Source organism: Peribacillus sp. AS_2 (assembly GCF_026891895.1).
GTDB lineage: Bacteria > Bacillota > Bacilli > Bacillales > DSM-1321 > Peribacillus > Peribacillus frigoritolerans.
Genome location: NZ_JAPTGA010000003.1, coordinates 316,506 through 331,737, shown reverse-complemented (window position 1 = coordinate 331,737; position 15,232 = coordinate 316,506). Strand labels below are relative to the sequence as shown.

Annotated in this window: 13 protein-coding genes; 6 read left to right on the top strand and 7 right to left on the bottom strand. The window is 40.7% G+C overall.

The genetic code is table 11. The annotated features are described in order from the left end of the window. Positions 1-325: 325 nt before the first annotated feature. Positions 326-1,501 carry a beta-aspartyl-peptidase gene (gene iadA / locus OTG27_RS07090; RefSeq protein WP_268936596.1) on the bottom strand — a complete coding sequence of 392 codons (1,176 nt, stop codon included), beginning with the start codon at positions 1,499-1,501 and terminating at the stop codon, positions 326-328. Between the two features lie 193 nt (positions 1,502-1,694). Here iadA and OTG27_RS07085 point away from each other — a divergent pair, with 193 nt between their 5' ends. Next, the gene (locus OTG27_RS07085; protein WP_034314818.1) at positions 1,695-2,003 is read left to right on the top strand and encodes a hypothetical protein; all 309 of its coding nucleotides are present in this window, start codon (positions 1,695-1,697) and stop codon (positions 2,001-2,003) included. A gap of 189 nt (positions 2,004-2,192) precedes the next feature. On the opposite strand, the gene OTG27_RS07080 is transcribed toward OTG27_RS07085, so the two are convergent. Beyond that, the gene (locus OTG27_RS07080) at positions 2,193-4,190 is read right to left on the bottom strand and encodes a transglycosylase domain-containing protein (protein ID WP_268936595.1); all 1,998 of its coding nucleotides are present in this window, start codon (positions 4,188-4,190) and stop codon (positions 2,193-2,195) included. A 320-nt stretch (positions 4,191-4,510) separates the two neighbouring features. On the opposite strand from OTG27_RS07080, the gene OTG27_RS07075 reads away from it, so the two are divergent. From OTG27_RS07075 to OTG27_RS07060, 4 genes are all read left to right on the top strand, one after another. Continuing rightward, positions 4,511-5,035 carry a universal stress protein gene (locus OTG27_RS07075; RefSeq protein ID WP_063591904.1) on the top strand — a complete coding sequence of 175 codons (525 nt, stop codon included), beginning with the start codon at positions 4,511-4,513 and terminating at the stop codon, positions 5,033-5,035. Positions 5,036-5,512: 477 nt separating this feature from the next. Beyond that, positions 5,513-6,400 carry a cation diffusion facilitator family transporter gene (locus OTG27_RS07070; protein ID WP_268936594.1) on the top strand — a complete coding sequence of 296 codons (888 nt, stop codon included), beginning with the start codon at positions 5,513-5,515 and terminating at the stop codon, positions 6,398-6,400. A 236-nt stretch (positions 6,401-6,636) separates the two neighbouring features. Beyond that, positions 6,637-7,746 carry a sensor histidine kinase gene (locus tag OTG27_RS07065; RefSeq protein WP_057275745.1) on the top strand — a complete coding sequence of 370 codons (1,110 nt, stop codon included), beginning with the start codon at positions 6,637-6,639 and terminating at the stop codon, positions 7,744-7,746. 274 nt (positions 7,747-8,020) lie between these two features. Then, positions 8,021-9,346: a hemolysin family protein gene (locus OTG27_RS07060; protein ID WP_098865916.1), complete on the top strand. Its 1,326-nt coding sequence runs from the start codon at positions 8,021-8,023 to the stop codon at positions 9,344-9,346. A 57-nt stretch (positions 9,347-9,403) separates the two neighbouring features. Here the strand turns inward: OTG27_RS07060 and uptA are convergent, their stop codons facing one another. The 4 genes from uptA to OTG27_RS07040 all read right to left on the bottom strand — a co-directional run bounded on the left by uptA (position 9,404) and on the right by OTG27_RS07040 (position 11,833). Further along, on the bottom strand, positions 9,404-10,033 hold the full coding sequence (gene uptA / locus OTG27_RS07055) for an undecaprenyl phosphate transporter UptA (protein ID WP_268936673.1): 630 nt from the start codon (positions 10,031-10,033) through the stop codon (positions 9,404-9,406). A 162-nt stretch (positions 10,034-10,195) separates the two neighbouring features. Beyond that, positions 10,196-10,360: a hypothetical protein gene (locus OTG27_RS07050; protein ID WP_268936593.1), complete on the bottom strand. Its 165-nt coding sequence runs from the start codon at positions 10,358-10,360 to the stop codon at positions 10,196-10,198. A gap of 92 nt (positions 10,361-10,452) precedes the next feature. Further along, positions 10,453-11,166: a FixH family protein gene (locus OTG27_RS07045; RefSeq protein ID WP_057275742.1), complete on the bottom strand. Its 714-nt coding sequence runs from the start codon at positions 11,164-11,166 to the stop codon at positions 10,453-10,455. Between the two features lie 94 nt (positions 11,167-11,260). Continuing rightward, positions 11,261-11,833 (bottom strand): YitT family protein, encoded by a 573-nt coding sequence (locus OTG27_RS07040; protein ID WP_222620123.1) that lies wholly within the window; start codon positions 11,831-11,833, stop codon positions 11,261-11,263. Between the two features lie 607 nt (positions 11,834-12,440). Here OTG27_RS07040 and OTG27_RS07035 point away from each other — a divergent pair. Next, positions 12,441-13,793 carry a hemolysin family protein gene (locus tag OTG27_RS07035; protein WP_057275741.1) on the top strand — a complete coding sequence of 451 codons (1,353 nt, stop codon included), beginning with the start codon at positions 12,441-12,443 and terminating at the stop codon, positions 13,791-13,793. Between the two features lie 344 nt (positions 13,794-14,137). Here OTG27_RS07035 and ytvI read toward each other — a convergent pair whose 3' ends face one another. Next, positions 14,138-15,181 carry a sporulation integral membrane protein YtvI gene (gene ytvI, locus OTG27_RS07030; protein ID WP_268936592.1) on the bottom strand — a complete coding sequence of 348 codons (1,044 nt, stop codon included), beginning with the start codon at positions 15,179-15,181 and terminating at the stop codon, positions 14,138-14,140. Positions 15,182-15,232: the final 51 nt, after the last annotated feature.

The window sequence follows — 15,232 nt, the reverse complement described above, 5'->3', positions numbered from 1 at the left end:
CCATCCATTAAGGAGTTCAAGAAAAAACATGAAGGATAAACTAGTCTAAAACTTGGTTCGGAATAAGACGAAACTGCAGTTTTTTCAATAACACAAAGTTGATTGGAACGGAAGGCGCGAGGCTCATGCGGGAAAAGCGTGGCATGGGAGACCCCGCAGGCGCGCCGAGGAGGCTCCCGCCCGCCCCCGGAAAGCGAGTGCATGAAGTTGAAATCATTACACATACCCTCTTTCAGAAATCCGAAATTAGATCAATGTTACCCTTTTGGCATTTCAGGATGGGGTAGGACCCGCAACGGGAATTGCACCGAAAGGTAGAAAAGGTCTATTTTTCAAATGTTCCTTTAACGACAGCATGGCGATCTTTGACCATCATCTGCCCCATTGCGATAACACTATTTATTTCTAAAGTTCGTTGATTCATCAGGATGATATCGGCGTCCTTACCTACCGAAAGCTTTCCCTTTGCAGAAAGCTTTAAAATGTTTGCCGGGTTTTCCGTCACAACTCGTAGGGCATCGGCAATTGCCACTCCATCCTCGAGGACCGCATCGACAACACAATTATATAACGACATGCATGTACCAATGTTCAAACCGCGCAGGTTACCGCTTCCATCGAAGTCAGGCAGGCTGGCTTGCCCATCTGAAGTTATGGTGATCTGCCCGATTTCAACGCCTTCTTCTAGTGCCATTTTAATTGCTGTACTTGCTTTGACCTCGCCTTCTTCAAGGAATTTCTGGATTGTACTTGTCGTAAAATCTATATACCCCCCTTTTTTTGCATATTCCACCCCTGCATTGAATAAATGCGGATTTCGGTTTATATGTGTAGGGTAGAACTGAGTGATCGGAATTTCCGTTGTCTCGACAACTTCTTCAATTACGTGCAAATGATCTAGACTGTCGCCGACATGAATATTGACGATACCGCTTTTCCCGGATAACAGACCTCCATTACGTGCCTGAGAGGCCAGTTTAGCGAGTTCGGCTGCAGTCGGCTGCGAAGAACGATGATCGGCAATGGCTATTTCGCCAACACCGATAATTTTATCCACAAGAATCAAATCATCCTCTATCTTGCCGGTTAACGTCTTGACTGGAACTTGATACGAACCAGTCTGAACGAAGCAGCTAATTCCTTCTTCTTCAAGCGCTCTCGCTTTAGCGAGCAGTGCAGGCATCGTCCTTGTCGTACCATCTGTGCCGATGACCCCTACCAAAGTCGTTATACCGGCTAAAGTGGCATCTGTTAATTGGATTTCAGGTGTCCTCGTTTTAAAACCCCCTTCCCCGCCTCCGCCGATAATATGTACGTGGGCATCTATAAAACCCGGAGCCACAATTTGACCACTCGCATCAATCACTTTCATTTTAACGAAATTGGCAGGTACATCAATCTGGTCCTCAATGAAGCCAATTTGCTTTCCAACCAAGAGGATATCTTTTTGGCCCATATATTCCGGTCCATAAAGCTCCCCATTTTTAATAAGTGTGAGCATGGTTCATTCCCCCTCCAAAATTGAAATTTTCAAATAGGTTTCAAAATCTTTCACGCGGGTAAATATACAACATGACCCGCTAACAATTACATAAAAAAGTCCAAAACATACTTGTTCATTTTTAAACGTTGTAGCTGAATTGACATCTTGATTATGCTTTTCCAAAAGTATAAAAACAAAAGGAGTAAACGACATGAATAAAGTGATTTCTTCTGACATTCAAACAAATAAAAGATTATCCATGCGACAAATCATGAACCTATATCAAGTTACAAAAGAATTTAAAGGGAATATATATTTTATCTGCAACCATAAATTGGTCGATGCCAAGAAACTTTCGACTTTCGTATCCTTCGTGCTCATTCTTCAAGAGTGTGCAACGATGAAAGTCATACTTGAAGGCGAGAATGTACACGCCATGCTTGAAAAAGTACAAGCTATTTGTAAAGAAAATGATGAAAGTGCATTTCGTTTCCAATCGAACCAAACCGTAAATATTTAAATGATTCCAACTACGTTTGAAGAGGGTGTATTTATATGAGAACCATTTTAATGGTGATAGGCGCAATCGTCGTAATCGGCATAATAGCAAATCTTATTTTTTAAGAATGATGAAAGACTGTCAATGATTGACAGTCTTTTTTTGTTGATTTGATTTAGAAAGGCTTGTTTATGCTCCCGGACCTGGGAATTACCACGGAACCTCCCAATCCCTCCATTTATTCAAGCCTTCACGTATTTCCTTTCCTTTGTCAATCCAATACTGTCTCCTCTTATCCTCTTCTTCCTTCTCCTGTTGCTCAGCTATAAGTGCCTGTTGTTCTGCTATAAGCGGACCGATATCTTGAGCTTTAAAAGATTGAGCAGCTTGATTCTGTAAGGCTTTCGACATTATTTTTTGAAAGATGAGTGCACTTCCCTGACTGCTGTGTGTCGTTAGATAATGTTTTGCGTCCGTCTTATCATATCCCGCCCAAACAGCACCGACCAGCGAAGGTGAATAACCGATGAACCATTGATCTTTAACCCCTGATACTCCTTCGATGGGAACTTGTGTAGATCCTGTTTTACCTGCTATTTCATAACCGGAAACAGCCGCGTTTTTCGCTGTGCCATATTCAACTGTTCCAAGCAGCATAGCATTCATTTTGTCGACGGCGGCTACAGAGGTCACTTTGGTGCTTTTCTCTTTCCAGGCGGCAACCTCTTTTCCATCGGCATTTTCTATCCTTACAATGGCGTGGGTTTCCATCCGTTCCCCTTCGTTGGCGAAAGCAGAAAAGGCTCCTGCCATCTGCAGCGGGGACACACCTTTTTTCATCCCTCCTAAAGCGATAGACAGGTTTCGATCATCCTTGTCATATGGAATCCCAAACCGCTTAAGTGAATCAAGCCCCCTATCGATGCCAATCTCATTCAATAGCCAAACCGTCGGTACATTCAAAGAATTCATCACCGCTTCATACATGGGGACTTCTCCTTTATATTGACCACTCAGGTTTGTTGGCTCATATTCACCGAAGCTCATTTTTTCATCCTTTAAAGGGTCAGTGATATCATATCCCTCTTCAACAGCCGGCGTGTAAACGACAAGCGGTTTAATGGATGAACCAGGAGACCTTGTCAGTTGGGTTGCCCGGTTATATCCCATGAATTGGTGTTCACCCCTCCCGCCGACAAGTGCTTTTATGCCGCCTGTTTCAGGATCAAGAAGGACAGACCCGCTTTGAACCAGTTCCTCTGTACTCGTTCCAACCGGAAAATTGGCTGAATTCTCATACACGCTTTCTGTAGCCTGCTGCATGGACTGGTCCAGGGTCGTGTAAATTTTATACCCCTTTGAAAGCAGCTCCTCAAGCTTAATTCCATATTTACTCGATGCTTCCGATAAAACATGATCGACATAATAAGGATACTTACCTCTTAATGGATCGGTTTCCTTCTCCCCCATAAGCAGTGTCACCGAATCTTTTTTTGCGGCCGCTTCTTCATCTTTCGTCAAATAACCATGTTCCGCCATTCGCGAAAGAACCAAATCACGCCGCTTCACTGCACCGTCCAAATTCTTGTATGGATCAAGTTTGGATGGCAAGTTAATGACTCCCGCCAGCAAAGCTGCCTCGGCAACGGTCAATTCAGAGACCTCTTTGGAAAAATAAATATTTGCAGCCTTTTTGATTCCCCATGCCCCATGGCCAAAATAAACTTGATTCAAATACATTTCCAGGATTTCATCTTTTGTATATTTATTTTCAACTTCCTGGGCTAGAAAAAACTCTTCTATCTTCCTCTTCAGTGTTCGTTCCGATTCCAGCATCGTGATTTTCACAAGCTGCTGGGTGAGCGTGCTCCCGCCTTCAACAACACTTCCAGCCTTCGCATTTTTAACCAAAGCCCTCATGATTCCTTGATAATCTATGCCGTGATGTTCATAAAAACGGTGATCCTCAATGGAAACCACCGCTTGTTTCATATGTTCCGGTATTTCATCTATCGAGACGCCCTCGGATTTATTTGCCGTGATCGTACTGGCTAGATTCCCATCCAGATCGTAGATCCCTGTCGGTTGCTGAAGACTATTTTCAAGATGACTTATATCAGCACCCTGCCTGAAATACAATAGTGAACCGGCGCCTAAAACCACAATCGCCAATATTATAATTAGACCTAATTTCACTAACCCTCTCATTTGTACCCCCATTTTTCCATCTGCGACATGTTTCATTAAAAATATTTTACCCTTTTTGTTAAAGAAAACTCGTCGATTGAATAAAAGGCGCTCTTTTCTTGTAGCACTTCACACGTGAATCGGCATCCTTACCGATGATATCCCTTCATCGTCTGTGCCTGCCAATTAACTGAAGGACCAGTTTTCATCCTACCATTTTAACTATGCTCGTATCTATCCTTTACCCGTAAAAGGCAATCTATATACCGATTAAAGGCGTGAAGCCATTTAAAAGCGGGTATAACACTATTAAGGTCTTATACAGGGGAGAGATGATAGTAATGAAAGACTTAAAACATATTGTCGTCGCTTTTGATGGAAATGAAGAAAGTAAACGGGCCGTCGAATATGGAGCAACATTGAAAAAGGCCTTTCCAAAAGCTGAGTTGACCGTCGTTCATGTCCTAAATGATAAGGTTGAACAGCGTATCATGGGTAACGCCTCCGCGCCGGGGTTCGTGCCCTCCGCCGGATTTTATGTGGATCCAGTCCAGACACATCCTGTTGTTGAAGTTGACCAGCCAAGAAATCAAAAGGTAAATGACACCCCCTCCGCCCTCGAGAATAGTATTCAGAACGCAGAAAGTAATACGTTGAGATTGTTAAGTGAATGTCAAGTGACGGGGAAATTCGAACTATTGGAAGGATATGCGCCAGATAGCGTATGTGACTTTGCAGCGAGAAATTCAGCTGATCTTATCGTTGTCGGCAATAGCGATAAAAGCGGTTTGGAAAAATTCTTCCTTGGCAGTACAAGTAGTTCCATTGCGAAAAACGCACCATGTTCGGTATTCATTGCAAAATGAAGAATGAACGGTTTCTACCTGAATGTTTCGAGTCATACATTCTCCGAAAAAGGCCGGATTCATATAGAATCCGGCCTTTTTGTTAATAGGATTTTTTCAGTATTACATTCGGAGCAGCCGAAAAACACCGGGTTGCTAATTGCTGCCCAAAACCACATCCTGCTGACTATCAGGTTCAAAATGGCTGAACCAGAACCGTTCACTCTCAGCCTTTAGGCTCCCCTTGTGGAAGTATTTAATTTTCGATCATCGGTTAGAATATCTATTAGTTTCTTTAAATGCCAATTAAAGAAAAACTGTACATGTCATCGAAACTCACCTTTTTACCATTTCATGTAAATATCATTTCGTTTATCCAACTTCTTTACAGACTTTCAATACACCTGCCGATAACCAAGTTAGAATACGACAATTTTTCTATAGAATCACTAAGGTTTGATTTCATTAAGCCTAATTTACATTGGGGAGGGAATGGACATGGATAAACATTCGATATCAGCTGAAAAAGGCGCCTACATAAGCATTGCCGCTTACATATTCTTGTCTGCTCTTAAATTGTCATTTGGTTATTTCGGTGATTCTAAAGGGCTTTGGGCTGATGGTTTAAATAATACGACCGACATCATCGCTTCCATAGCCGTTTTGATTGGTTTGAAAATTTCAAAGAGACCTCCTGATGATAATCATTCATATGGTCATTTACGGGCGGAAACCGTAGCGTCATTGGTAGCTGCCTTCATCATGATCACTGTGGGCCTTCAGGTTGTTTACAGTGCCATTGAATCCTTCTTTCACCAAGATTCAACAACCGTACCCAGTATGCTGACCGGTTATGTCGCTCTATTCTCTGCCATCTTCATGTACGGAATCTACCGTTATAACCTTACATTAAGTAAAAAAATCAACAGCTCTTCCATCTATGCCGTTGCTCAGGATAATCGTTCCGATGCCCTTGTCAGTGTTGGTGCTTTCATTGGAATCATCGGTACTAAGTTGGGAATCCCTTGGCTGGATGCGATAGCTGCAGCAGTCGTTGGGGTCATCATATGCAAAACGGCCTGGGATATCTTTCGTGATGCGTCCATCTCTTTAACCGATGGTTTTGACGAGCAGCTCCTGCAAAAGATCGGACAAACGATTATATTGACAGAGGGTGTTAAAGACATGAGTGAAATTAAAGCACGGATGCACGGAAGTGAAATCCTGCTCGAAACTACCGTTCATGTCAACCCTCTTTTGACCGTCATTCAAGGTCATGATATTACAGTTAGAATCGAAAAAAATCTTTTGAAGGAATATAATATCCAGCATGTGATCGTACACATCGAACCATATGCATTTCATAAAAAAGGTAGCCGTCATTAACTTTACGGATACCTTTTTTTGTTATTTATTCCTGTAATTACTGTAATAAAACTGTGTCAAAAAAAGGTATTTATTGATTGATTGCCGAATATTTATCCAATTGACACATGTTAAAGGAACAGTAATCTGTTATCATGAAAACAAGTTGTAATTATTTTGATATTTTGTAATTTTATTCAAATAAAGCACTTTCTGGGTCAAAAGTAAATTCATTTTCCTACAGTATGGAGGGCAAAATGGTATCTAATCGAGAAATGACCATTCACTTTTTATCTTCTCAAAAAAACAGTATCATTTCCAAATGGAAAGATGAGTTGCTGCATTTACCGGACGGATATCTGGGGTATTTCAAAGGAGAAGTCGAAAATATTTTTAATTTGCTAATGGAGCAGGTTGGAAAATCGGATACTGACATAGACGATGTACTGAAGGTCGTAGGGGAAAAAATTGCGGCTGATCGCGTTACTAAGCAATTGGATATGGAAAATTTCTTTTCCACTGCAACCATCGGGAGATCCGTCATCATAGAGCACATTTTGAATTCCGGAGCACACAAAGAAGAAATATCGGCTCTAATAAAACGGGTAAACGTTTACTTCGATAAACTCATTCATTTTGCATTATCCCATTATACCGAATTGAAAACGATGGAACTTGAAGAACGCTATCAATTCATAAGCCCAAACCATAAAGACCGTTTGACGCTCCTTGGCCAAATGACCTCAAGCTTTGTCCATGAATTCAGAAATCCACTGACTTCCATCATGGGATTCATACAATTATTACAGGCAGAACAACCTGAGATAAAGTACCTTGATATCATTTCAAAGGAATTGGATCAGCTCAATTACCGGATCACGCAATTTCTTAATATTTCCAAAAAGGAGACTTCAACAACACAACCTGATCTATTTTCCATTGCTCAGCTTGTGAATGAGGTGATCGAATTTTTATATCCCAGCATTTTGGAAGTTAATGCTTCCATTACATGCAATATTGCCGAGGATGCCGTAATTTCGGGTTCTAAAGAAGAATTCCGTCAAGTTTTACTAAATATTATATTAAATGCTCTTGATGTGGTTGCAGGGATGCCTTCCCCATCCATTTACATTTCAGGCTCTGAATCGCCACCCGGCATTCTTACTTTAAATATATCGAATAATGGGCCGAAGATACCTGACGACGTCCTGCCGAATATTTTTGAGCCATTCATCACCACAAAAAAAAGAGGAACGGGATTGGGATTATTCGTCTGTAAAGAAATCGTTTTAAAGCATCAAGGAACATTATCCTGTCACTCTACCGATTTCCTAACGACCTTTTCCATACAATTAAAAACTAAATAATGGATAAATATCCTTTTTTCCTTAGGGTTTTAGTGTGAAATTTTTGACTGATTGACGTCCAGTTACTTATACTAATAGGAAGGTTCCACTACTGATCGAGGTGAATGATCCTATAGATTGAAAATAAAAACCAGATTTTATACAAGATAGCGAATTATTTTTCCATCTAACATTTTATATACTAATATCATTTCATTCATTATTGGTTTTGGGAGGTGACTGGGATAATTAAATCGTTCGGCACATCTGGCGATTCAATAAAGTCCCACACTAATTGGACATATTAAGTTTTTTATTCGTCATTATTTTAATTGCTTTAACAGCCTTTTTTGTAGCTTCGGAATTTTCGATCATAAGGGTTCGCAGCTCCAGGATCGATCAACTGATTGAAGAAGGAAACAAAAAAGCCATTTCGGTAAAGAAGGTTACATCCGATCTTGATGAATACCTATCCGCTACACAGCTAGGAATTACCGTTACTGCCCTTGGACTGGGGTGGCTAGGACAACCGACCGTCCTCAAATTGGTTGGGCCCTTATTCAATGCCTTGAATATCCCACAAGAAGTTACAAGCATTCTGACATTTGTCATTTCATTTTCCCTGATTACGTTCCTGAATGTGGTTGTAGGTGAATTGGCTCCAAAGACGGTTGCCATCCAAAAGGCTGAGCAAGTGACCTTGGCAATTGCCGGCCCGCTGATTTTTTTCCATAAGATAGCCTTTCCCTTCATCTGGGCCTTGAATCATTCTTCCCGATTCGTTGTCGGATTATTTGGCTTTAAGCCAGCATCCGAAAGCGAAATAGCCCATACGGAAGAAGAATTGCGTTTCATCCTGTCAGATAGCTATAAAAGCGGGGAGATTAACCAGTCGGAATTTAAATATGTAAATAACATCTTTGAATTCGATGATCGAGTTGCCAAGGAAATCATGGTTCCACGGACAGAAATCATGACCATATCCAAGGATGAAACGGTACAGGAATTCGTCGATGTGGCCAAATTGGAAAAATACACTAGATATCCTGTTGTCGAAGGTGATAAAGACCATGTCATCGGCCTAGTGAACTTAAAGGAAGTTTTCTCGGATCTTATCAAGAACCGGGAAATCCATATCAAAGCGATTGAAAATTACGCTCGTCCGATCATTCGGGTAATGGAAAATATACCAATTCACGATTTGCTGTTAAAAATGCAAAAAGAACGCATTCATATGGCTATTTTGATGGATGAATACGGCGGAACTTCCGGACTTGTCACAGTCGAGGATATCCTCGAGGAAATCGTTGGGGAAATTCGTGATGAATTCGATATCGATGAAGTTGCCTCAATCAGGAAAATTAAAGAAGGACATTATATTTTGGACTCTAAACTTCTTGTAAAGGAAGTGAATGATCTACTTGGCATTCACTTGGAAGAAGATGATGTCGATACTATAGGCGGATGGGTCCTTACTGAAAACTATGATGTGAAGGTAGGGGATATCATGGAAAAAGACGGATTCTGCTTTAAAGTGATTGAAATGGAAGATCACGCCATCCGTTCCATCGAGGTCACAAAAAAGGTCGTACATCTTCCTCTTGAAGGTACCCAAGGTTAATGATCAAAAACAGCCACGTAAAAGGTTATTTTACGTGGCTGTTTTTTAACGATTTGTTCATTTATCGGGAAACCGTCCCATTTTTTTGACCGTTACGATTGGAGGTGTGCTCTTTTTTTTCCATAAGATATACAGCATGATGAAGATAAAGGAAAAACCAGCAGCCGGTATTAGATAAGGTTCAGTTATTTCCCGGATTTGCTGCCAATTCTCGCCGAGGATCCTTCCTAAGGTCAGGAACAATATGGTCCAAGGTATGACAGCCGCAACCGTATAAAATATAAACTTCCATACTGACATCCTCGCAATTCCGGCAGGGATGGAAATGGCATGGCGAACAACCGGAATGAATCGAGCCGTAAAAACCACGCCCACGCCATACCGCTTAAACCACTCTTCAGCATGTACAATATGATTTACTTTAATTAGAATATATTTTCCATATTTCAAGAGAAAGGGCCTTCCTCCATAATACCCCGCCCAATAGAGAAATAATTGTGCCATCGTCCCGCCTGCCACACCGGCAAGAACAGCTCCCCAAAAATTCATTTTCCCCAGGCCAACCACATAACCACCGTATCCAAGAACAAGCTCACTCGGGATGATTTCAACCATCAGCCCCAATAAAATCCCCATGTAGCCCATTTCCGCAAACCAATTCAATATCGTCATAATAAGCTGTGATATCATGCTATCGGACTCCCCTTACCGCTAATTTCAAATTGTTTGTCCTTCTATCCTATTCAGCTCATAACGTTATATTCGATTTTTCATATCCAGTTTCACAATGCACCACATTCAGGATTGCACAAAAAAAGACCAGCTGCTATGTACTCCGGTCTCTTTACATCAATATTCTTTTAGCTCCCCTTTTTGGGAAATTTGAGAAAAAACAGCGGCAGTGAGTAAGGATGAATCTTTTTGTGAAACATTAGTGAAAATCTCCTGCCGTGATTTCGTTTTTTCAATATGAATCCCGAGATCTTTATACTTGTTGATTATTTGATTATTCATGCTTACCCTCCTTTTCTGCTGTACCGTTATCCTTTAACTTCCCATTTAACGAAGTAATAAAACCTATTTAAACGATTCGATCCAAAAAACAATCAATTGACATGAATAGTTTGCAGTTGGTGTTCATGCACTTCGTCTTTTTCAACATGGACCTGGACCTTATAGGTTCCCGCTTCTTCGAAAGATACCTTATTTAGATATGTTCCATTCCCATCTTCTTCAGCTTTGGTGAAATGACTCTCTTCGCTGCCTTCCTTCCACACCTCGAAATTCACATCTGCATTTGTCAGCGGCTTCCCATTCAATTCAACCGTCGCTTCAAAATTCGAACTGTTTCCTGCCTTTACAGGGTTACTTTGAAACCCGATAGATACATCCGTACTAGGGTGAACCGATGCACCTTCACTTTCATGTCCTGGAACGACAACTTCCTTTTCAGGCATTACATGAAGGCCTTTAGCCGTTACATGGGACACTACAATATATTTGCCTTGTTCCTCAAAAGTATGCATCACTTGATACATGCCACTTCCAGTATTCTTTGCTTCAAGCATTTCCCGTTTATCCTGTCCGGACTTTCTCACTTCAAACAGCACCTCATCAGCTTCATTCACCAATTGGCTTCCCTGTTTCACTGCCGTTTCAAGAATGACTTCTTTTCCAGGCTCCACTTTCCCTTTAATGACAATTGATGCATCCATCGACTCTGGAACAGCACTGTTCACTTCCTTATCCTCTGGCATTTCAGACTCTTGACACCCTGCCAGCATAACTAACAACGCAGTACACATATAAAGTTTTTTCATATGAACTTCCCTTTACTATTTATTAGACTAAAAATCTGTCCTCTTCATATTGCCCATCCTTTCCTTTTTTCGGATTTTTATACATAATTTCACATCAAATGGTTCGCATTACGGTGACTGAAGTCAGCATGCCTACCGCGATGATCGTTAAAAATGAATATAAAAAGATTGAAGTCCCCACAACGCTCAATCCGCAGAGCAGTACACACCCATCAATGAAAAAAATCAGCAGACCTACATTGAGTCCACTTTTCCTGGAAAGGATCTGTGCCAACATATCGGTTCCGCCTGTAGAGGTCCCATACCGAAGCATTAAACCGATTCCAAGTCCAATCAACCCTCCCCCGATTATCGCACTTACATAAATGGGGAGGTTCCATCCTGTGACAGCGTCGGAAAAAATATCGATGCATAAAGAGGAAAAAAGCAAGCCATGCAAGCTGTTCAGGAATAATTTTTTTTCAAAGTACCAAGCATATATATATAATGGAATGCTGCTCAAAATCACACCCAGTCCTGTCGGAAGTCCTATATAGTAATGAAAAATCAGCCCAATCCCTATCATGCCGCCATCCAATAAATGATAAGGTATCAGAAAAAAATTGATTCCCACACCTACAAGCATGCTGCCGGCAATGATCGCTGCCATCCGTTCCATGATTTTCATGGCTGCCACCCCCTTTAATTCTTGCATTTAAAACTTGTCTTGGTTTCTATAGAATATGTTTGTACCAGCAAAAAAATAATGAAACTGAGCAATTTTTTATGAAACGGCCCTCAGTTTTCTGAATATTCTATAATAAGTTACAATAAAGTAGAGAAAACAGTCAAAAACAGCTATTTATTAGCTCAAACTGATCCTTTACAAGCAATTTACCGGATTTAAGGCGCCGTAAGCTGTTTGACTGAATGAATAACTCTTTCTATAATGAAAGTATTTAAATTAATTAGATTGAGGTGATTTGATGGGGCATTAAAGAATGTTCGTTGTGACGGACAGGCGCTGCTTTGCGTAACGGATATGTGTCCTTTTGGAAAATGGCTGCACTCCTTCAGACAGAAATTCTTCTATTTCCCGTCTACGCATCGCTAATCGGCATATACTATTATTCTCTTCATCACTAAAAGAAATGGGAGTTCAAGCGGCTGCACATCTATGGCCACAGAAGCAATCCCGAAAATATTCAGCACGGCAAAAAAAATATACTTGTATATTTTAAAAATGTAGGAGGTGTACTCCTTATTCGTCTCGAAGGCGAGTTAAGGGAGACTATTTGGACATAATAAACTTGGTTCTTATTGCCATTTTAATTGCTTTAACAGCATTTTTTGTAGCTACGGAGTTTGCGATTGTTAAAGTGAGAAGCACGAGGGTCGATCAATTAATTGAAGAAGGAACGAGGAATGCCATTTCAGCAAAGAAGGTCATCTCCAACCTGGATGAATACCTCTCAACTTGTCAGCTCGGAATTACCGTTACAGCTCTAGGGCTTGGATTCCTCGGGGAACCGACAGTTGAAAGCATTTTGCACCCACTCTTGAATCAATTGAATCTTCCAAATTCAGCTTCACATGCACTCTCGGTTGCAATTGCCTTTTCTTTCATTACGTTCATACATGTCGTTGTTGGAGAATTGGCACCGAAAACATTGGCGATTCAAAAAGCGGAGCAAGTAACATTATTGGTTTCGAAGCCTTTAATTGCCTTTAACAAAGTCATGTATCCATTCATCTGGGTACTGAATGGCTCTGCAAGGACGCTTACAAGAATGCTAGGATTAAAAGCGGTTTCCGAACATGATTTGGCTCATACAGAAGAAGAGCTTCGAATCATTGTTTCCGAAAGCTACAAAAGTGGCGAAATTAACCAATCAGAGTTTAAATATGTGAATAAGATTTTTGAATTTGATGATCGGATCGCAAAAGAAATCATGGTTCCACGTACAGAAATTGCAACGGTATCCAAAGATGATACGATCCAGCAGTTTTTCACCGTAATGGCGGAAGAGAATTTTACGCGATATCCTGTCATTGATGGTGATAAGGATCATGTTATCGGAATGGTCAATATCAAAGAGCTATTCACTGAAATGATAGACAGAAACAATCAGGCAGCGTCAACGATCGACCGATATGTTCGTCCAATCATCCGTGTCATTGACAGTATCCCGATTCACGATTTACTTTTAAAAATGCAAAAGGAACGGATCCACATGGCCATCCTCATGGATGAATACGGCGGTACCTCAGGTTTGGTTACCGTTGAAGATATCCTTGAAGAAATCGTTGGCGATATCCGCGATGAATTCGACCTGGATGAAGTTCCCGATGTCCGCAAATTAAAAGAAGATCACTACATCATCGATGCCAAGGTATTAGTAAGTGAAGTGAATGATTTACTCGGATTGGATATCAATGATGAAGATATTGATACGATGGGCGGATGGATCCTTACAGAGGATTATGAGGCCAAACAAGGTGATATCCTGACTTATGGTCCCTATAACTTCAGGATAAAGGAAATGGAAGATCACCATATTCGTTATATTGAAATATATAAACAGGCAAAAGTCGTAAGCGAAGTGAAAGAATTCCCGATCATATCACAAACCGAAATCGTTTCATGATAATAACCCCCGTTCCTAATACAATAGGAGCGGGGGTTATTTTTTTTCAACTGGTACATGAAATAAATTAAATACATATTATATAAAACCTGCTTCATTTAACATTGGATGATTACATGAAGTATAGTTCTACCTTTATTGTTTCATACTGTTAAAAAAGCGATACTTTTTGAAGGAGTGAAGAATCATGAAACTCATAACCATTTGCCAGCACTGCAAAGGGAAAGGGAAAACCCGTTATCTTCAATTCTTTTCCCGGGACTGCAATCATTGCAACGGTCAAGGTAAAGCGGTAAAAGATATGTCAAATTTAAGAAATCAGGCCAAAAACATCTAATAATCTTTCATATTTTGAAGTTGGTTTTAATGACACCTGCCCTCTTTAGCGTATCATAAACAATCAGTATCGAAGGTCCAAGGAAAAGCCCAAGGAAACCAAGCATCTTAAACCCTAAATAAAGACTGACCAACGATGCCAATGGGCTCAACCCCATATTTGCTGAATAGATTTTCGGTTCGATGGTCCTTCTTATGATGGTAATGACCAGGAATAGAATGATGAGGCCAACACCAAGATGATGATTTCCTTGAGCCCAAACGATCGCTGCCCAAGGAACCAGCACAGATCCCGTCCCCAAGATAGGAAGAATGTCCACCACCACTATTAACAGTGCCAATGGAATCATATACTTCACATTTAACAACCATAGTCCTCCATAAGCCATGATGAACGTTATTAAACTCAACAGGATTTGTGCCTTTATGAAGCCTACGGCTGCCATACTTAAATCTTGATAAACTAGCGAAATTTTTTGATAGGTGGATGTCTTTAAATAAAGGACTGCCTTTTTTCTTAATTTAGGCAATTCAAGACTGAATAAGAATAAAGCGATTAAGTAAATTAAAAAGTCAATGAAAAGTCCAGGAATGAGTGTCACGAACTGGACCATATCCTGAACAAAGCCCTCTGTGAACCCCTCCAGAGCCATGACTCCCTTTTCCATCGTCTGTTCTACCGATTGAATGAGGTTTGTCGGCAAAGTTTGCGAATACCGTTCCCATTGCCTAATGACTGGCAATATAGCCGTCAAATACACTTCACGTATGAAACCGGGAAATTCTTCCGAATAGACAATGACCTTCTTGATTAATACCGAAAAAGAATAATAAGTGATGCTCATAAGCCCGCCTACATATAAAACAAATGAAATTAACACTGCCCAAAAACGATGCAGCCTTGCCGTTTCACCAATCATGCGGACCAATCCATCCAAAAGAACGGCGGTGAGCAGCGCTAAAATCAATGCCCATGAATAAGGAATGACGATTAATATGACTAGAAGGAGTATTCCCCTCCAAAACCAGCGAAAAAAGACGGCGACATTCACTGAACAAACCCTCCTTGCACCTTCCTGTTCTCCTTATATTTATGAAACGGG

Excerpts from the sequence above, each read along its gene's own strand:
- iadA (WP_268936596.1), bottom strand. The coding sequence starts at position 1,501 with ATGCTCACACTTATTAAAAATGGGGAGCTTTATGGACCGGAATATATG.
- OTG27_RS07085 (WP_034314818.1), top strand. The coding sequence starts at position 1,695 with ATGAATAAAGTGATTTCTTCTGACATTCAAACAAATAAAAGATTATCC.
- OTG27_RS07080 (WP_268936595.1), bottom strand. The coding sequence starts at position 4,190 with ATGAGAGGGTTAGTGAAATTAGGTCTAATTATAATATTGGCGATTGTG.
- OTG27_RS07075 (WP_063591904.1), top strand. The coding sequence starts at position 4,511 with ATGAAAGACTTAAAACATATTGTCGTCGCTTTTGATGGAAATGAAGAA.
- OTG27_RS07070 (WP_268936594.1), top strand. The coding sequence starts at position 5,513 with ATGGATAAACATTCGATATCAGCTGAAAAAGGCGCCTACATAAGCATT.
- OTG27_RS07065 (WP_057275745.1), top strand. The coding sequence starts at position 6,637 with ATGGTATCTAATCGAGAAATGACCATTCACTTTTTATCTTCTCAAAAA.
- OTG27_RS07050 (WP_268936593.1), bottom strand. The coding sequence starts at position 10,360 with ATGAATAATCAAATAATCAACAAGTATAAAGATCTCGGGATTCATATT.
- OTG27_RS07045 (WP_057275742.1), bottom strand. The coding sequence starts at position 11,166 with ATGAAAAAACTTTATATGTGTACTGCGTTGTTAGTTATGCTGGCAGGG.
- OTG27_RS07040 (WP_222620123.1), bottom strand. The coding sequence starts at position 11,833 with ATGAAAATCATGGAACGGATGGCAGCGATCATTGCCGGCAGCATGCTT.